Annotated in this window: 13 protein-coding genes; 3 read left to right on the top strand and 10 right to left on the bottom strand. The window is 70.4% G+C overall.

Translation table 11 applies throughout. The features are described 5' to 3' along the window. Positions 1–317 precede the first annotated feature (317 nt). The 7 genes from ACIOKD_RS31845 to ACIOKD_RS31815 form a co-directional block, all read right to left on the bottom strand. Positions 318–1,133 carry a DUF6236 family protein gene (locus tag ACIOKD_RS31845; protein WP_402090851.1) on the bottom strand — a complete coding sequence of 272 codons (816 nt, stop codon included), beginning with the start codon at positions 1,131–1,133 and terminating at the stop codon, positions 318–320. 134 nt (positions 1,134–1,267) lie between these two features. Further along, entirely contained in the window at positions 1,268–1,492 is a 225-nt protein-coding gene (locus ACIOKD_RS31840; RefSeq protein WP_402090849.1) for a hypothetical protein, read from the bottom strand. 1,121 nt (positions 1,493–2,613) lie between these two features. After that, positions 2,614–7,770, bottom strand: coding sequence for a hypothetical protein (locus tag ACIOKD_RS31835; RefSeq protein WP_402090847.1), 5,157 nt, complete (start codon positions 7,768–7,770; stop codon positions 2,614–2,616). Continuing rightward, a complete protein-coding gene (locus tag ACIOKD_RS31830; RefSeq protein WP_402090845.1) occupies positions 7,767–8,987 on the bottom strand; it encodes a hypothetical protein in 1,221 nt (406 codons plus the stop codon). The genes ACIOKD_RS31835 and ACIOKD_RS31830 overlap by 4 nt, the downstream gene beginning before the upstream one ends. Before the next feature lie 175 nt (positions 8,988–9,162). After that, a complete protein-coding gene (locus tag ACIOKD_RS31825) occupies positions 9,163–10,782 on the bottom strand; it encodes a GAF domain-containing protein (protein ID WP_402090843.1) in 1,620 nt (539 codons plus the stop codon). Between the two features lie 61 nt (positions 10,783–10,843). Next, positions 10,844–11,881 (bottom strand): rod shape-determining protein, encoded by a 1,038-nt coding sequence (locus ACIOKD_RS31820; RefSeq protein ID WP_402090841.1) that lies wholly within the window; start codon positions 11,879–11,881, stop codon positions 10,844–10,846. Positions 11,882–11,934: 53 nt separating this feature from the next. Further along, positions 11,935–12,420, bottom strand: a complete 486-nt coding sequence (locus ACIOKD_RS31815) for a hypothetical protein (protein WP_402090839.1) — start codon at positions 12,418–12,420, stop codon at positions 11,935–11,937. A gap of 86 nt (positions 12,421–12,506) precedes the next feature. Between ACIOKD_RS31815 and ACIOKD_RS31810 the strand changes: the two genes are divergently transcribed. Further along, complete coding sequence (locus ACIOKD_RS31810) at positions 12,507–12,662, top strand: hypothetical protein (RefSeq protein WP_402090837.1); 156 nt, start codon at positions 12,507–12,509, stop codon at positions 12,660–12,662. A 7-nt stretch (positions 12,663–12,669) separates the two neighbouring features. Here ACIOKD_RS31810 and ACIOKD_RS31805 read toward each other — a convergent pair whose 3' ends face one another. From ACIOKD_RS31805 to ACIOKD_RS31795, 3 genes are all read right to left on the bottom strand, one after another. Beyond that, complete coding sequence (locus ACIOKD_RS31805) at positions 12,670–14,061, bottom strand: carboxyl transferase domain-containing protein (RefSeq protein WP_402090835.1); 1,392 nt, start codon at positions 14,059–14,061, stop codon at positions 12,670–12,672. Beyond that, positions 14,054–15,571 (bottom strand): acyl-CoA synthetase, encoded by a 1,518-nt coding sequence (locus tag ACIOKD_RS31800; protein WP_402090833.1) that lies wholly within the window; start codon positions 15,569–15,571, stop codon positions 14,054–14,056. The genes ACIOKD_RS31805 and ACIOKD_RS31800 overlap by 8 nt, the downstream gene beginning before the upstream one ends. A gap of 107 nt (positions 15,572–15,678) precedes the next feature. Continuing rightward, on the bottom strand, positions 15,679–17,040 hold the full coding sequence (locus ACIOKD_RS31795) for an SLC13 family permease (RefSeq protein WP_402090831.1): 1,362 nt from the start codon (positions 17,038–17,040) through the stop codon (positions 15,679–15,681). A 191-nt stretch (positions 17,041–17,231) separates the two neighbouring features. Here ACIOKD_RS31795 and ACIOKD_RS31790 point away from each other — a divergent pair, with 191 nt between their 5' ends. Further along, on the top strand, positions 17,232–17,954 hold the full coding sequence (locus ACIOKD_RS31790; protein ID WP_402090829.1) for a FadR/GntR family transcriptional regulator: 723 nt from the start codon (positions 17,232–17,234) through the stop codon (positions 17,952–17,954). Positions 17,955–18,078: 124 nt separating this feature from the next. Beyond that, the gene (locus ACIOKD_RS31785; protein WP_402090827.1) at positions 18,079–18,882 is read left to right on the top strand and encodes a Type 1 glutamine amidotransferase-like domain-containing protein; all 804 of its coding nucleotides are present in this window, start codon (positions 18,079–18,081) and stop codon (positions 18,880–18,882) included. Positions 18,883–18,940: the final 58 nt, after the last annotated feature.

Genomic DNA, 18,940 nt, shown 5'->3' with positions numbered 1-18,940 from the left:
AGCGAGTACTTCCTGGGGGCGGCCATGGTCGATGTTCCTCTCATGAGAACCATCTGACCCTCTGTCAACACACTCCGCATCTCGGGGGAACCTCACCCTCGCATCGGCTCCGTTGCCGAGTTGGAGACCAGGCACCCCGGACACACTGTCCTCGACGAGTCTGGTGATGCCGTTGAGTCTGTGGTCCCATACCTGTGAAAACTTGCGCTAGATGACCAACCGGCCGCTGCAAACCGCAAGCAGGTGAAGAAGAGGGCACCCGCCGCGGGTCTGGCCAGGGCATCCCGTTGCTGTCGTATCGTTGGAAACCCAGCAGGTCAGAGCAACCTCGGGTAACGGTTGCGGAGTAGAACCCGGTCCACGGTGCTGTGCGGGTGCACGTGCCGGTGTAGACCTAGTAGATAGCCGACGGCATTACTGCGTAGCTGTCGGGCTGCCGTATGGGCCTGCACTGTTGACGAGAGGATCAGTGCGCCCAGGAGTCCAGCCTGCGCCGCGGTGTCAGGGACCGCAAAGGTGGCAGCTGCTGCGGCGGGCAGTACAGGCAACTTGAGCGACTTGATCCCTATCGTCGCCTGGACCGGCTGGAGCCCGACACTGCGCAGCCCGCGTCTGAGCTCCGCCAGCGGCAGCCTCACATGGCGATCGGCGAGTGCTTCCAGGCGCGCGGCGAGGATCCCGGGGTCGTCCGTCTCGGCCAGCCTGGTGAACTCGTCGGTCAGTGACTCCAGATGAGCCTGGAACGCATCGAACTCGGCATGCAGCGTCTTCCGTGCGGCCACGATCTTCTTGACCGGAACATTTTCCAGAGACGCTGGCACCACGGTCTGAATGGCGAGAACCGCATACATCGCGGCGATCCCGTCGGCCGAGTGCCGCCTCGGCGCTCCCCGCGCGGGGCCGCCGAGCAGCTCTCCCGCGATCGCCTCCGTGGTCCAGCCCTCCACGTCGCCGAGATTGTCCGGCTGGTCCGTGACCAGCTTGGCTTGGTTGGCGTCCGCGACACGCTGCGCGAGCGCGGTGAGGAACACCGCCGCGAGACGCGGATGCATGCCGAGCCATCGCCGACCGTGGTTGTCGTAGGCCATCACGGCGAGCCCCGCCTCGACGAGTATGTCCTTGACCCCGAACATACCCTTGCTGTCGACATCGACCCATTCTATGAGGTGCCGAGCGGGTGTCCCCGGCACCCGGTGGAAGGGAGCGTCACGAACTGTATGTGGAGGAACAGAAGGAAGCCGTTCACGTAGGTCGTGGAGCCGATTCCCTACGAAGTTGCGAAAGGCCACCCCGGCCTCTTGCCGTACCACTTCGGGGAGACGTTGACCATCAGGCCGAGCTCGCCGTTCAAGACCTCGGCCGTGTGGCTCTCCTGAATGGGGTAGTCCTCCGGAACGATCCGTCCGATGTGCGGCCAGTACAAGGCTGCCGCCTTCAGCCACGTGTCGTCCTGGACGTGAATGTACGGGTAGTAGATCGCGAGATCGTGCATTCTGGCTTCCCCCATGGCGCCCGCAGGATGGCTCCGCATCAGGATAGAACGGACCACGCTCTCCCCGAGACGCGAGAAACCCATACAAGTGGCTCAGAGCGCCCCAGGCGAGTGACGTGCAGAGAAGGTCCAAAATCTGCCACTCGGACACCGGCGACACCACTGCAATCAGGTTCACCGGCACTGCCCGGCACTCGAAGGCCCTCGCCGTACGGTTGCCCGACGAACCGCACTGTCCCAGCGGCTGACCACGGAGCTTGCCTCACAATCGGCCCGCGCATACTCCCCAGGCCGATCGCGCATGCACGATGGCCGGCGACTTCCTATAGGCCCGTTGAGGGCGATGTTGTGGTGGAGGTCGTGGCAGGCGCGACCCAGCACGCGGTCGTCACTATGATGCGGCTGTGCTGACCGGTGGTGACGCCGGTTAGCAAGCAGCTGCTGAAAGGCGACCCGTGTCAACGACCCGCCAGCGTCTGAGGCACCTCCATAGGGGCTCAACACTCTGCTTCCTGGTCTGCCACGACAACGGCCACTGCGTCTCCGCTCCGACGCGGATGGGCGGAGCCTCTGCGTGTTGGAAGGGCAATCCGCTGAGCACGAGTGGGAGGCCCGTTCTGAGCTCGCGAGTTCCTCCCGTACGCCTGCGGCTTGGCTCTCTGTTCCTGTCCCTGAGGCCGAGTTGAGGCCGCAAGGACAGGAACAGACCGACAAGGGGTCACTAGCTCTAACATGGATAACCGCATCTGACCTGCGAAAGCGTCATGGATGAGCGTTGATCGGCAAGGGCCGCCAAGATCCTCAAAGGACTCATAATCCGCCGGCCGTGGGTTCGAGTCCCACCCGCCCCACCACTCGCTACGCGGGAAGAATCGATCTGACCAGCAACTTTGCTGTCGTCATCGGCGTCGGGGTTGCACACCGGAGATCGCGCCGGTCCTCCAGCTCGGAGCGTTCGTCTGCCCCGGACCTTGCCTCCGGGACCGGGGCACGCCTGCCTTCGTGGAGCCGGGTGTGACGGTGCGCACCCGGCCGACGCGGGCCGCCGGGACGCCGTAACCCTGTCTCGCGGCGCGGGGCCGACTGCCTGGAGGGGCGCTGCGGGTTTGCGCCGAGGCGGCCTAGATGTCCTGCTCCGGTGTAAGGATTCCGCGTCTTCGCAACTCCGTTTGCACGGCCGCCCGTTGCTCGTTCAAGGGTTCGGTGGAGTTGAGCCAGGTAAGGGTATGGGCTACGGCGGCCGCTGCCTGGGTGGCCGGCAGCGCGGGGGTAGCGAGCAATGCCGGCAGGACGAAGCCGGCTCTGGGCAACGAGCCGTGTTCCGTGAGCCAGTCGAGAGACCTGATGACGGCGTCGCGTCTTGCGTCCGGACCGAGGCCGCGATGTTCCAGGAGTGCTTGGAGGATGTAGCTCGCTCTGGGGGCCGGGCCGCTCGTGTCGAGCCAGGTGTGCGCATAACCGACCAGGACCGAGGTCAGCTCCGGTTCGAGATCCGATCGTTCGAGCAAGGGGCCCAGGACGAAACGGGCGCTCTCGGCTGTGTGGAACGTTTTGAGCCAGGTCAGGGCATGCTTGATGGCCAGGGTGCGGGACTTGGGGTTCAGGTCGGGGCGTGGCAGCAGGGAGTTGAGGACGAACTGGGCTTCCTCCGTGATGCCGTACCCGTCGAGCCAGGTCAGTGCGTGGGCGATGGACCGGCTGAGCTCGGCTTCGTCCAGATCGGTCCGTTTGCAGAAGGGCGCCAGGACGAACTTGGCTTCCGCCGTGATGCCGTACTCGTCGAGCCAGGTCAGTGTGTGGGCGACGGACCGGCTGAGCTCGGCTTCGTCCAGGTCGGTCCGTTTGAGGAAGGGGCCCAGGACGAAACGGGCGCTCTCGGCTGTGTGGAACGTTTTGAGCCAGGTCAGGGCATGCTTGATGACCGGGGTGCGGGACTTGGGGTTCAGGTCGGGGCGTGGCAGCAGGGAGTTGAGGACGAACCGGGCTTCCTCCGTGATGCCGTACCCGTCGAGCCAGGTCAGTGCGTGGGCGACGGACCGGCTGAGCTCGGCTTCGTCCAGGTCGGTCCGTTTACAGAAGGGGGCCAGGACGAACTGGGCTCTGACGGTGGTGCCGTACTCGTCGAGCCAGACAAGTGCGTGGTCGACGGCTGTGCCTCCGGTCGCCTCGTCCAGGTCGGACCTTTCGAGAAAGGGCTTCAGGACGAACTGGGCTTCCTCGGTGGTGCCGTGGTCGGCGAGCCAGGCCAGGGTGTGGGTGACGAGCTGGGCGTCGGCCGCCTCGTCCAGGTACGACTGCTTGAGGGCGGGACGCAGGAACCTCTGGGCGGACGGGGATGTCCCGCGGGCTCCGAGCCACGCCAGGGCGTGCTCGGTGGCTAGGGTGCGGGTTTCGGGTTCCAGGTCGGGGAGTGACAGCAGGGAGTCCAGGACGCGATGCGCGACCTCGCTCGTCTCGTGCGTGTGAAGCCAGGCCAGGGCGTGCTCAACGGCTCGGGGGCGCGACACGTCGTCCAGGAAGGAGAGCTTCAACAACGGAGTGAGGACACGGTTGGCGTTCTCGTTGTCCCTGTGGATATCGAGCCATGCGAGAGCGAGGTGGATGGCCTCCGGCTGCCGGTCGGACGGAAGGTCGGCGCGGTACAGGAGAATACCCAGCAGGTACCGCGCGTTCTTTCCGGTCGTGTACTTGATGAGCCAGCCCAGTGCATACGTGACGGCCGTCGCGACCTGGTCGTCGGGCAGCGGACAGGTCCATGCCGAGGTGGAGCTTTTCAGCAGGGGCCGCAGGATGTGCTGGGCGGCCGGCGACTCCCAGTGGATGCCGAGCCAGGCCAGAGCGTGCTCCACGACCCGGGCGCGCTGCTTGGTGTCGAGGTCGGGGCGTTCCAGTAGTGCGCTCAGCACCCTGGCGGCCTCCACCTGCTTCGAATGGTCTCCGAGCCAGGCCAGGGCGTATGCGGCGGCTCGCGTCTGCGGTTCCCCCTGGCGCGAGTCCCTCAACAGCGGTTCGAGGACGAACCTGCCGGTCGGCAGCTTCCAGTGGACACGGAGCCAGGACAGCGTGAAGTCCGCGGCCCGAGCCAACTGCCGGTCGGTCAGGTCGGAACGTTCCAGCAGTCGGCCCAGCACATAACCGGCGCCCTCGATGGCCACGTGCGACCTGAGCCAGCCCAGGGCGTGTTCCACGGCCCGCGCCGATGCGGCGCCGCTCGCCGCGCTCTTCAGCAGGGACCGCAGGACGAAACCGCCGGCCGGTAGCTCCCCGTGGATGCCGACCCAGGCCAGAGCGGTGTCCACGCCCCGCGTGTGCTGCTTGCCGGCCAGGTACGGGTTGCTGAGCAGCGCAGTCAGTACGAACCCCGCGACCTCGGTACGTCCGTGCAGTTCGAGCCAGGCGAAGGCGAACTTGATGGCACGGAACGCCTGGCCGCTGGTCAGCCTGGAACTCAGAAGGGAACTCAGCGCGAAGTCGCTGGTGGACCGCGTCCCGTGGGTCGCCAGCCAGGACAGCGCGTACGTGCCCGTCAGCTCGCTCTCCTCGTCGCTCAGGTCCCGTCGCTGCTGCAGGGCACGCAGCACGAAGTCGTTGGTCGAGCGCCCACGGTCGCGCTCCAGCCACGACAGCGCGCACTGCACCGCCTGCCGAACCTGCTCGTCCCTCAGGTCCCGGGACCTGAGCAGCGGCCTGAGAATGAACTGGCCGACGGCGGCGGTCGGATGAGCAGCGAGCCAGGCCAGGGCCAGCCGGGCGGCCAGGAAGGTCCGCTCGCCGCCCAGATCGGAGCGTTCCAGCAGCTGTCGTAGAACGAAGACGCCTCTGTCCCGAGTGCCATGAGCCGCGAGCCAGGTGAGCGCATGGTCCATGGCGAGGGCCGCCTGCTCCGGTGTCAGTGCGCTCACGTGCAGTAGCGTGGTGATCACGTTCCGCGCGCCGTCGTCCTCGGCGTGCTCGGTGAGCCAGCCGAGGGCTTCGGCCAGGAGACGCTCCGGGGGCGCGTCGGGCACATTGGTGTAGAAGGTCGTGACGAGGCCCGGTTCATGAGTCTCGGCGTGCCGCAGCCACGGCTCGACGAGCTGGTCCCAGGCCTGTGCCGCGCCCGACTGCCAGGGCAAGCTGGACAGCAGCGCGAGCAGTATCCGGCCGCCTTCCGCGGGTGCGTCAGTGAGGACTTTCGCGATGGCTGGTGCTTTGTCCCTGAGCCAGTTCTCGCAGACACGACCGGCCTCGGCGCGGTGCTCGTCGTCCAGGTCGGCGGTCCACCGGCGGAAGTGGTTGACGAATCGGCCGAAGGTGTAGGCGTCGCTGAGCATGGCGTCGAAGAGCGTGGTGGCGGTGCGGCCCTGCAGCTCCAGCCTGTCCGGGATGAGCGACCGCTGAAGGAGTTCGTCCGTGATGATGTCGTGGACGACATCGGTATCCTCGCCCGTCGTCAGCAGCCAGCCCAGCCGGATCAGTCGCGCAACGACACTGGTCCCGTCGCTCGGGAAGGCCTGGTCGGGACGGATCTTCAGGAGATGGTCGACAGCCCGCTCCACCGCGTCGCGCTCCTGGGCGCAGGCCGCCGCGGCCACGGTGGAGGTGAGGAGCCAGGTGTCGGGGCCAGTCGGTCCGGGGCGCGAGACGGGGGAGTTGCCGAGAAAGTCCTCCTCGGTCCGGCGGCGCAGCCATTCGAGCAGGTCACCGTCCCGCAGTCCGGTGAACTCGGGTATGGCGAGACCCTCGTTGAGCCTGGCCTCGATTTCCCGGGCGATCAGCAGCGCGATGATCGGCCGATTGCCGCAGACCTCGCGGATGACGTCGTAACCCCATCTGCCGAAGGCCCGCGGGGCCACCTTCTCGAAGATGCGGTGGGCGACCGCCTCGTGATGCTGCTCGTCCTGTCTCAGCAGGACGTGCTCGAACACGAGGTCGCCGCCCCGCTGGGCGATCTGACGCAACGCACCCGGTCGTACCGATGCCAGGCACGCGAAGGGATAGCCGGAGGCGCAGGACTCCTCCTTGGCCCTGGCCAGTGCGGTCAGGTCCAACTGGGTGTAACTGTCGAGGTAGTCGAAGACCAGCAGCACGGGACTGCCGCGCTGCTCGTACACCGCGTCCGTCAACTCGTCCGTGGTGACGGTCGCGGCGGCCGAGACATGCAGCACACGCCATCCCTCGCGCCGGGCCAGGGCGGCGGCCTCGAAGCACGTACGGGTTTTCCCCGACCCGGCGGTACCGAGCAGCAGCAGGCCGCACTTGGCGGGGTCGTTGGACGTCCCGTCCTCGTCCGTCCCGGACAGAGCGGCCAGCCGGGACAACAGGCTCGCGGGGTCGGCCTCGTGGCCTGCTCCGGGACTGACGAAAGGAAGGAACTCCTCCTTCAGATAACGTCCCTTGCCGCTCAGCCGCTCCAATTCCTCGCTGTGACCGCGAATGTTGGGGGAGAGCCGCGCCCGGCTTCCGGACTCCTGCTGTCGGCCGTCCCAGCCCCGCTCGCGCAGGAAGGGAACCTGGAGGATGTCGGCCTCCGCCATCGCGCGCTTGACACGACGCAGGATCGGATTCGGATCGGGCGGCAGTGCCCGGGAGTTCTCCAGCTCCGGCAACAGGAAGGAGGAGAAGACACCGATCCTGCGATGCCCCATGTTTCCGGCCGTGCTTCCGTCCTGGGTCGCGTAGAGCCCGAGCAGCGTCCCCTCACCGCTTCTGACGCCCGCGAGCGTGCGCAGCGGCAGGACGCCGTGGAACACGACGAAGTTCCGGCACGCGTCGACCACGCACACCTTACGGGCGATGCCGGAGTAGCGCGGATCGTGCAGCAGCGCGGTCTCCAGGTCGTCCATGACGAGGTTGACCGGCCGCTCACGACGAGCGTCGGCGTAGAACAACCGTTGCTGCTTTCGCGGGTCGAGGATGGCGTGCCCGCTCCACGTGAACCACAGCAAGTCCCCCTGCCAAGAGGGGACTTCCTCGTCGAGCACGCGCCATACGTTCGTCTCGGTGGCCGCCTGGATCTCCAGCCCGTGCTCCTGAGCGAGCCGCTCCGCCTCCGGCCGTGACCGGGCGTCCGGCGAAATCAGCAGACGGATGTTGGCGGCGGGCACCCCCCGGTTCCGCAGCCAGGCGGCATGACGGCACGCGTCCAGCGCGGGACCGGTCAGATTGTGCAGGTTAGGCGACTCGTACGTGTCGACCCCGACCAGGACGGCGTAAGTGCGAGCAGGGTCGGCCGCAGGTATCTCAGGGGTTCGGGGAACCTCGGGAGTCGCGTCAGCCTCGGGGGAGAGGCTGCTCACATGTACTCCCGCAGCGCGTTCGCCAGGAGCTTGTGCACGGCACGGCTCGCGAAGTAGGCGCTGTGGGAGGCGGGGAACGGCTCGCCCGAGGCCACCGGCACGTCGGTCACCCGGTCGGCGGTGAACAGTGGCTCGGTGTCGAAGGCGAGCAGGTCGCGCGGGTCGACCACATTGGTCCAGCGTGGAAAGTGGTCCGGCAGCGGCTTACCCGTCTCCAGGCTCGGCAACGCCCCGTTGCGGTACAGGTATCCGGCCTGGGAGCCCATCGTGACCAGGTGGCACACTCCGGGCACCGCCTCCCGTACCAGCAGATCCACGGACGCGATTCCGCCGAGGCTATGCGCGACCACGACGACTGGACCCGCCGTCCGGGCAACCCGCTCCAGGTCATGCAGGATCGCCCCGCGCATGCCCTCGCCACGGACGAGATAGCGCAGGATGTCGCCCGTCTGCGGGGCGCTGGCCTCCAGCCACTTGTCCCTGCGCTTCTCCACCGCCCGCATCACACCGAAGCGGTGCGCTGCCCAGCCGTGCACACCGAGGGCGACCAGACCTACGCCGCGCTGCTCGCCGCCCGACTCCCCGCCCAGCTCCCCGCTGATCAGCGCGACCGCCTCATCCCGCTCCTCGGTGCTCCACACCAGGGGCAGGCCGGCGCGCTGGACGTCCCCCAGCATGCGCGCGACGAAGGCGACGGCCAGCGCCACCGGGAGTTCCCCGTCCGACACGGAGCCGGTGAGGGCGGACCGGCCTTCGGAGGAGGCGAGGACGTCACCGACGACGAGCGGGAACCGCCCCCGGAGGTCGGCCCAGTCCAGCAGACGCGCCAGCTCCTCGGGAGGAGCGGCCGCCAGAGCACGCGCACGGCGTTCGAATTCCGGGCCCGAGCGATCCCCTAGGACGAAACCGCCGAAACCTTCGGGGTCCACAGCTGTGGCATCGCCCAACTGCCTGAGCGGCGCGAGGGGATCCTCGTAGAAGACGCCCCACTTGACGGCTTCCTCGTCGTGCTCGGGGAGAGGGAGGTCGGGCACCTCGGTTTCGGTCCGCGCCTCGGCCTCGGCCTCGGCCTCGGACTCGTGGACGTGTCCCCAATAGCACGGGTGCACCCGCGTGCCGGGCAGCTCGCGCCCGATCCCCTTCTCCAGGACTTCGAGTGTCTTGTCGTAGGACGATCTCCGAACACCCGTACCGTGTACGAACACCAACGCAACCATGGCAGCCCCCGCCCGCATATCCGCCTGATCGCCCAACGGTAGCGAACAAGACGGTTTGCGGCAGGTGAACGGGTGCGGTGAAAGACCGACCGACAACGCGGCCCTTCGGGACTACGGGGCGCGATGCCGGAGGGGTGAGGCCGCGGCGAGCCTGCCATCGTCCGTCCGTGCTGGTTCAAAGAGGGGACTGCCACGTCGTCGTGCCCTCTCTCTGGTCTGCGCCTGCTCCTGTGTCTGCGTCGGCCGCGTTTCTCGTTCCGTTGTCGGACACCTTGAGGCGTACCCCCGGGCGGCCGTCCGGGAGCCGCACCGTCGCGTCGACCGTGACCGCGACGCGGGTCGTGCCGGCGCGGCGTGACGCCGTGGCGAGGGCGTCTTCGAGGGCCGTGAGGAGGTGTCCCGCCACCGCGTCCGGGACGCGGGTGTCGACCGGCCCGGTGAACTGGACCGAGGGCTGGACGCCGAGAGCCGCCGCGGCGCCCGCCGTCTCGCGGAGCACCTTTCCCCTGAAACTGGTCGGGGCGTCCGCGGGCGGCTGCTGCAGGGCGAAGATCGCCGTACGGACCTCCTGGACGGTGGACCTGAGTTCGTCGAGGGCCCGGCCGATCGTCGCGTGGACCTCCGCCTCCCGCTCCTGGGTGGCCGCGCGGCGCTGCGTGGACTCCAGCATCATGCCGGTGGCGAAGAGCCGCTGGACGACCAGGTCGTGCAGGTCACGGGCGATCCGGTCGCGGTCCTCGAAGACCGCCAGCCGCTCCCGGCGCTGCTGCGCGTCCGCCAGCACCAGCGCCAGCGCGGCCTGCGAGGCGAACTGCGTGGCCAGCAGCTTCTCGGCCGGGCTGTACGGGGGGTCGCCGCGCCGGCGCGGCAGGGCGAGGGTGCCGATGAGCCGGCCCCCGGACTGGAGCGGCAGCATCATGCTCGGCCCGAACCGGTGCCGTACGGGGGTCGTCATACGCGCGTCGGTCGCCGAGTCGTCCAGGAACACCGGCTCGCCCCCGAGGAGTTGCTCCAGGACCGCGCTGCCCGGCGCGATGGTCGTGCCGATCAGGTCGTCCCGGCCGGCCGGCGCCGACGCCGTGACGATCTCCATGCCGCCCTCGTCCGTGGGCTGGAGGATCACTCCGGCCGTCGCGTCGGCGAGGACGCGGGCGCGCTCGGCGACCGTCATCAGCGCGTCGGCCGCCGCCTCGCCGGTGAGCAGTGCCGTCGTCACGGCCGCCGCGCCCTCGATCCAGCGCTCCCGCTGCCGGGCCGTCTCGTACAGGCGGGCGTTGCCGATCGCGATGCCCGCCTGGGCGGCCAGCAGCCGCGTCACCTGCTCGTCCTCGGCGGTGAAGGGGCCGCCGCGCTTCTCGGTGAGGTAGAGGTTGCCGTACACCTCGTCCTGTACGAGCAGTGGTACGCCGAGGAAGCTGCGCATCTGCGGGTGCCCGGGCGGGACACCGCACGCGCGCGGGTCGGTGGTCAGGTCGGTGAGCCGGAGCGGCGCGGACTCGTGGACGAGCGCGCCGATCAGGCCCCGGCGTCCGCTCGGCGGATGCCCGATACGGGCCCGCTCGGCCTTCGGCAGTCCAACCGTGCAGAACTCCGCCAGGCCGCTGCCGCCGGGCGCGAGCACGCCCAGGGCCGCGTACCGGGCGCCGGTCAGCGCCGCCGCGTTCTCCACGATGCGCTGGAGCGTGGCGCGCAGTTCGAGATCGCTGCCGACACCGAGAACGGCTTCGAGGAGACGGGGGAGGGGGAGCCCCTGGGAGGGGGGCTCCGCGGGGTTCGTGGGCGTGGGCTCCGTCATGGGCGCCGCGGCGGTGGTGGCGGGGGCTCGGGGCTCTGTGCCTGCGGGTTCGTGCGGGCGTTCAGCCGGCCGCCGGGTCGAGGACCAGGGGCTCGATCCGGCCCTCCAGCATCGCGCCCAGGCCGAGGACCGCGCACACCTCGGGCCGCTCGGCGATGTGCACCGGCATTCCCGTCGCCTGCCGCAGCATCTGGTCGAGGCCCGGCAGCAGCGCGCTGCCGCCGACCATCATGATCCCGCGGTCCACGAGGTCGGCCACCAGGTCCGGCGGACAGGCACGCAGCACCTTGCCGATGCCGTCGAGCACGGCGGTCAGCGGGGTCTGGATGGCGTCGCGCACGGCGGCCGTGTCGACCTGTACGGAACGGGCCAGGCCGGTGGCCACGTCCCGGCCGTGGATCTCGGTGGACGTGGGCCCCTGCGAGGTGAGCCCGTTCCCGGAGAGGGCCAGCTGCAGCGGACGTACGGACTGCGAGGGGAGCATCAACTCGTGGTGGTGGCGCAGGTGCTGGACGATCGCGTGGTCGATGGCCTCGCCGCCCACGGGGATGCGTTCGGCGGTCACGATCGAGCCGAGCGACAGCACGGCGACCTGGGTGGCGGCGGCCCCGCACACCATGATCATGGTGGCCTCGGGGCGTTCCACGGGCAGTCCGCAGCCGACACCGGCGGCGATGAGCGTGTCGACCAGTTCGACGCGCCGCGCGCCGAGACCGACGAGCGTCTCCACGGTCGCCCGCTGGGCCAGCGGGTCGGAGTCGTGCGGAGTGCAGGCGGCGGCCCGCAGCCGGGGCTTGCGGCGCAGGGTGCGGCGGACCTTGTCCCCGAGGAGCTGGCGCAGCATGCGCTGGGCCATCTCGATGTCGACGACCGTGCCGCCCGAGACGGGGCGTACGACACGGATGTAGTGGGGAGTACGGCCCGTCATCCTCTCGGCGAACTCACCGACCGCGATCAGGGCGCCGGTCTTCGTGTTCACCGCGGCGACGCTGGGCTGGTCCACGATCAGCCCGGCGCCCTTCACGAAGACACGCGTTCTCGCCGCTCCGAGGTCGACGGCGAAATGGCAGCGGCGCAACTGCTCCAGGCTGGCGGTCATGGCAGGTCCTCCCGAGAGCACAGACCGTGGGACTCGGCCGGGCGGCGGTCCTCCTACGCATCGTGCGGCAACTGACGGGGTGTCGCCTTCCGGGATAGGCCGGGCGGGGTGCGGCTGGACGGGTGGTTTTCGTGGGCGGCGGGCGGCGGGCGGCGGGCGGCGGGCGGCGGACGGGACGTCAGGTGACGGGCGGGCGCCCCGGGCGCCGGAGGGGGCTCAGGTGTGGGGGAGGGACCGGAGGAGGGACCGGAGGAGGGGGCCCACGAGGCAGTGGTCACCTCGCAGCCCGCGCGGGCCAGGCGCTGATTGTGCCCCTCGGAGCGGGTGTAGCCGAGGAAGCGCAGGCCGGCGGCGCGCGCCGCGGTCAGTTCGGCGACCGACGAGCCGACCAGTACGGCGACCGACGAGCCGACCAGTACGGCGACCGACGAGCCGACCAGTACGGCGACCGACGAGCCGACCAGTACGGCGTCCTTCGGCTGCGCGCCGAGGTGTTCCAGGGCGCGCAGGAGGCAGTCGGGGTTCGGCATCAGCCGCATGACTGTCCCTCGGGGCCCTCGGGGCCCTCGACGGAGCGAGTCTCGAAGTCTCCTACGACGACGGCCGGTCATGGCGGAAGGTACGCGTGTCCGAGACCGGTGCCGAGACGGGTGTCGACACCTGGCAGGGGACGCTGAGCGTGCCGCGCGGCGCCGCGTACGTGTCGTTGCGGGCTTCCGTGGGTGACGACCGGGGAGGCTCGGTGACCCAGGAGATCATCCGGACCGTGGGTGTGCGGTAGCCGTGACTCACCGCCCCCGCTCCACGATCCCCCGCACGACTCCCAGCTCCACCAGGTCCTGCGGCCGGATGCGGAGTTGGTCCGCGGTGGCCCGTACCTCTTCCGCCGGGCGCTTGAGGATGGCGGCCGCGAGCTCGGGGGCGATGACGGAGAAGTAACTGTCCGGCGTGGCCCACGTGTTGTCCGGGGCCGCGAGGGCCAGCGCACCGCCCGAGCCGCCCTCCCCGATCAGCAACGTGGTCACCGGGGTCTGCGCCGCCGCCACCGCTCCGAACAGTTCCGCGATCGCCGCCCCCGCGCCCTGCCGCTCCGCCTCCGCGTCGTTGGCGGCGCCCGGGGTGTCCACCAGGGTCAGCACGGGGACACGGAGCCGGTCCGCGAGCCGGATCAGCCGGGCGGCGGTGCGATAGCCGGCGGGGCGCGTGGCGGTGCCGGTCTGGGCCGCGTACGCGACCGTACGGCCGTCCCGCGCCCGGGCGCCGAAACCGCAGAGCATGCCCTCGTCGGTACCGCCGCAACGGTCACCGCTGATCGCCGCGCGCCGGGCGAAGTAGGCGTCCAGATAAGCCTCGGCGCGCGGCCGTCGCGGGGCGCGGGCGGCTCGTACGGCCTCCCATCCGGTGGCCGGCAGAACGGTGTCGCCCAGCGCCGGGGGCGGCGGCACGGGGTCCGTCGACGGGCTGCTCAGGAGCCGCAGCCAGAGCGCCAGCACTTCCGGCAGCTCCCGCTCCGGAATCACGGCGTCGACCGACCCCGCCGCCCACTGCGCCTCGGCCGTGTACGCGGCCGGGTCCGCGTCGGGCGGACGGACCCGCGAGCCCGCGAAGCCCACCTGCGCACCGGGCAGCGCGAGGATCACATCGGCGCCCGCGCCCAGGGTGGCCCAGCCGCCGCCCGTCGTGGGGTCGCGCAGAACGGCGATCTGGGGGAGACGGGCCGCACGGGTGAGCGCCGACTGCCGTGCCACGCGCTGGAGTTGGACCAGCGCGCGCATACCCTCCTGCATACGGCTGCCGCCCGTCGCGACGAGGGAGACGACCGGGAGGCGGTGCTCGCGCGCGTAGATGTGCGCGGCTTCCAGCCGGTCGCCCGTGCGCTCGCCCAGCGAGCCGCCGAGGAACCCGAACTCGAAGGAGATCAGCACGGCGGAGGTCGTACCGCCGTCCTTGGCCTTGACGACGGCGGTGCCGCAGACGACGGACTCCTCCTCACCGGTGCGGTCCGCGGCCCGGCCGCGCGAGGCGTCGTAGCCCTGCCAGGAAAGAGGGCCGTCCGGCCCGTACGAGCCCGGTGGAGCGGGGGCGGGGGCGGCGAGTTCGGTGAAGCCGGTGCTGACGAGGGCGATCGCCTCGCGGGCCGTGAACCGCCGGGGGCGGTGGACCGCGGCGCCCTCAGTCATGGGTCAGCGCGCGCTTCATGATCTTGCCCATGTCGTTGCGGGGCAGGGCGTCGAGGCAGTGGACGACGCGGGGGCGCTTGTGGGGCGCCAGACGGTCGGCCACATGGTTCGCCAACTCGGCGGTGGACGGGGGGTGATGGGGGTCGACGGGCACGATCCACGCCACGATCCGCTCACCGAGGTCGGCGTCCGGTTCGCCCGTGACCGCGGCCTCCCGTACGCCGGGGTGCTCGATGAGCGCGTTCTCGATCTCGCCCGCCCCGATCTTGTAGCCGCCGCTCTTGATGAGGTCGGTGGCCTTGCGGCCGACGATGCGTACGTACCCGTCGGGGTCGCGCACCGCCATGTCGCCGGTGCGGAACCAGCCGTCCTCGGTGAAGGCCGCCGCCGTCGCGTCGGGGCGGTTGAGGTACTCGGTGAAGAGATTCGGGCCCCTGACCTGGATCTCGCCCACGGTCTCCCCGTCGTACGCCTCCAGGGCCGTTGTGCCGTCCTCCTCCGTGAGCCGCAGTTCGACCCCCGGCAGCGGCACGCCGACCGTGCCCGCGCGGGGCCCGCCGTCCGCGCGGACGCCGGGCCGGGGGTCCGGGGGTGTCCACAGGGATGAGCACAGCATCAGGGTCTCGGTCATCCCGTACCGCTCGATGACCCGCCGGCCCGTCGCCTGCGCGATCCGCTCGTGGTCGTGCACCGGCAGGGCCGCCGAACCGGACACGAGCAGGCGTGCCCGCGCCAGCGCCTTCGCGAGCGCCGGGTCCTCGGGCAGGGCCTCCGCGATCCGGTGGTACATCGTCGGCACCCCGAACAGCATCGTGGCACCGCTGCTCAACTCCCGTGTCACGCCCGCTGTCTCGAAGCGGCCGAGGTGCCGTACGGATCCGCCGCGGCGCAGCGGGCCGAGGATGCCCAGGATCAGGCCGTGCACATGGAAGAGGGGCAGGCCGTGCACGAGGACGTCGTCGCCGGTCCACCGCCAGGCGTCCGCGAGGGCGTCCAGCGTGGCGGCGATGGCCCGGCGGGGGATGACGGCACCCTTCGGGGGGCCGGTGGTGCCGGAGGTGTAGACGACGAGGGCGGGCAGCTCATCGGCGAGGTGGCGCGCGTCCGGGGCGGGGCGCGCGGTCGGCCCGGTGGCCCGTACGTCGATGTCGACGCGTGCCAGAGAGGCCAGGGCGTCGGGGAGCCGGTCGTCCGGGGCGGCGAGTACGAGTGCCGGCGCGCTGTCCGCCACGATGTGCCCCAGCTCGCTGCCGCCCGACTTCGGGTTGAGCGGCACGGCGGGGACGCCGGCCAGCAGCGCGGCGACCACGGCGACGGCCGTCTCCAGGGTGGGCGTGGCCCACACGGCGATCCGGCCCGCCTCCCCGACTCGGGCTGCCAGCGGGGCGGCGGTCGCCGCGAGTTCGCCGTAGGTCAGGGAGCGGTCGCCGAAGCGCAGGGCCGACCGGTGCGCGGCGGTGCCGTCCGGGTCCGCCAGTGCCTCGGTCAGGGCAGGGAAGAGAGGGGACACGCGTGCGTACTCCTTGGTCACTGGTCACTGGTCACTGGTCATTGCTCACTGGTCGTCGGTCGTTTTCGTTCGTATGCGGGTGTCGGACACGGTGGGGCGCGTCGGCGTCACCCCCAGTCGGGGACCACCAGCGTGAGCCACACCACGGCGGGGACCACGGCCACCACGATCCCTCCGTACATCATCAGCTGCCGGAAGAAACGCTCCCGGTCGACACCGGGTGCCGCGGCGAGAACCAGGGCGCCGTTCGTCGAGAACGGGCTCACGTCCACCACGGTCGCCGACACCGCGAGCGCCGCGACCATGCCGATCGCTCCGATCTCGCCCTGTGCCAGGAACGGCACCGCCAGCGGAATCAGCGCCCCCATGATGCCGACCGAGGAGGCGAACGCGGAGACCAGCGCGCCGATGTAGCAGAGCAGTACGGCCGAGAGCAGCGGGACGCCGATGTCGCTGACGCCCTCGCCCGCCCAGTCGATCGTGCCCATCTCGTCGAGCACACCGACGTACGTCAGCACACCGCAGATCAGCAGGACCGTCGGCCAGGCGATCTGGCTGACGGCCTTGCGGCTGTCCTCGGCCCAGACGGTGCTGAGCAGGACGGCGAGCGTGATGGAGGTGAGCCCGGCGTCCAGGTCGAAGACGAGCACGGCGACGACGAGGGCGACGAGAGCGGCGAGGGTGGCGATACGGGCGGGGTTGAGCCGGGAGGTGTCGTCGTCCGGGGCCGGCTCCTCCCCGTCCCCGGTCGCCTCTCCGGACGCCTCATCGGGCACCCCCGTGGTTGCCCCCGAGGTCGCCCTCGTGGTCGCCCCCGAGGTCGTCTCCGAGGTCTTCTGCCGGTCGCGGTCGGTCTCTTCGGCGCGGCTCAGTTTCAGGCCGCCGAACAGCACGAACACGACCGCGGCGATCACGAGGTTGACGATGAGGGAGGCGAGGAAGAGAGCGATCTCGTTGCCGGGGAGGCCCTCGCGCTCCACGATGCCGTTGACGATCGATCCGTAGATGCTGATGGGGGAGAAGCCGCCGCCCTGGGCGCCGTGCACGACCATCGCGCCCATCAGCAGCGGGCTGATGGAGTAGCGCGCGGCGAAACTCAGGGCGATGGGCGCCACGATGGCGACGGCCGCCGGACTGACCGCGCCGATCGCGGTGAGCGCGCCGGTCAGCACGAACATCACCCAGGGGATCAGTACGACCCGCCCGCGCACGAGCCGGATCGAGGCGTGCACCAGCCAGTCGGTCGTGCCGTTGGCGCGGGCGATCGCGAACAGGTACGTCACGCCGACGAGCACCACGAAGAGGTCGCCGGGGAAACCGGCGAAGATCTTGTCGGTGTCGAGGTCGGCGACGAGTCCGCCCACTCCGAAGGCGGCGGCGAAGGCGAGGGCGCCCATGTTGATGGAGCGGGTGGTGGCGATCACGAACACCACGACGAGCACGAGGATCGATATCAGTTCGGCGGACATACGGGCTCCCGTCTTTGGGTCCCTTGTCGAGTGGGGCTGGTCCGACTGGAAAGTGGCTGAGTGGATGAGTGGTTGAGTGGCCAAGTGGCTGAACCACATTGGGCGGCCGTGGTGGAGAGCGTCAAGAGAGATGACGTAAATTGGCTCAGCCACTCATCCACCAGATCGAGAGGTAAGGGGGAAGACCGGACATGACCGACCCACTGCGGCCCATGGGGTCCAAGCCGCGCCTGTACGAGCAGGTCCTCGACCGGCTGCGCAGTTACGCCGCCGAGGGCGGCCTCGGTGCCGGTGACCGGCTGCCGCCCGAACGCGACCTGGCGGCCAGGCTCGGTGTCAGCCGCGCCTCCGTGAAGCAGGCCATAGTGGTTCTGGAGGTCCAGGGGCTGGTCGAGGTCCGCCACGGCGGCGGCACCTACCTCGTTCGTGACACCCTCGACGCCGAGCCGGTGGAACAACTCGTCGACCGGCGGCGCCGGTTGCCCGACGTGCTCGACGCCCGCGAGGCCCTGGAGACCAAGCTCGCGGAGCTGGCCGCCGAGCGGCGCACCGACGAGGACGTGGCCGCCATGGACTCCGCCCTTGCGCACATGCGGGCCGAGATCACGGCGGGCGGACACGGGGTGGAGGGCGACCGGCTCTTCCACGCGGCGGTCACGGTCGCCGGGCACAGCACGATCCTCGCCGAGTTCATGCGCTCGATCGCCGACCAGATCACCGAGAGCCGCCACGAGTCACTGCGCCAGCCGGGCCGGCCGACCCGTTCCCTGACCCAGCACCGGGCGATCTTCGACGCGATCGTGGCCCAGCAGCCGGGGCGGGCCGCCGCGGCGATGCGGCGGCACGTGCAGACGGTGGCGAGGGTGCGGCTGCTGGACTGGGATCCCGAGGAGAGCGAGCGGCAGGGGTCCTGACGGGCGTGGTGGGGAGCAGCGGCAGGGGCCCTGACGGGCGTGGTTGGGAGCGGCGGCAGGGGTCCTGACGGGCGTGGTGGGGAGCGGCGGGGGGTTCTGACGGGCGTGGCTAGGATCGGTCGGCATGACCGCGTCCACAGCAGCACACACCGATCCCACCTCCTCCGCCGCCAGGCCGCCCACCATCCTCGCCACGTCCGGCGGCCACCGCGGCTGGGGTGCCAGGACCATGGTGGAGTTCGACTCGCTGGTGCATCACGCGGTCGAGCTGTCGGGCGCGCACGGCCGCCGTCCGCGGGTGATGTACATCGGTACGGCGATCGGCGACGCCGAACACTTCGCGGCGCGGATGGCCGAGGCCGCGCGGGTGGCGGGGTTCGACCTCGTTCCTCTCAACCTCTTCCCGAGGCCCAACTTCGACGACGTCGAGGGAGCTGTCCTGGAGCAGGACGTCATCTGGGTCATGGGCGGCTCGGTGGCCAACCTTCTCGCGGTCTGGCGGGTGCACGGCCTCGGCGACATCCTGCGCGGGGCCTGGCGTTCCGGTGTCGTCCTGAGCGGGGTCAGCGCGGGGTCGATCTGCTGGTTCGAGGGCGGCACGACGGACTCGTTCGGCCCTGAACTGCGCCCTGTGACAGACGCGTTGGGCTTCCTGCCCTACGGCAACGGCGTCCACTACGACTCCGACCCGGGCCGCCGGCCCCTGATCCACGACCTCGTCGCGAACGGCACGCTTCCCACCACCCACTGCACCGATGACGGGGTGGGGTTGGTGTACCGGGGGACGGAGCTGGTGGAGGCTGTTGCGGAGGTCGCGGGGAAGGGGGCGTATGTGGTGCGGCGTGAGGGGGACGCGGCTGTGGAGGAGCGGGTGGAGCCGCGCCGCCTGCCGGGTGTCGAGGCGGCAGGACACAGGAGCCGTTCTTGACGTCGGTGACGAGCCCGTCCTTGCCGCGTCTTCGTCCCATACCTGGTCCCTCACCCGT

It is taken from the genome of Streptomyces sp. NPDC087844, from assembly GCF_044742785.1.
Lineage (GTDB): Bacteria > Actinomycetota > Actinomycetes > Streptomycetales > Streptomycetaceae > Streptomyces.
This window is presented reverse-complemented; position numbering and strand designations above follow the sequence as displayed.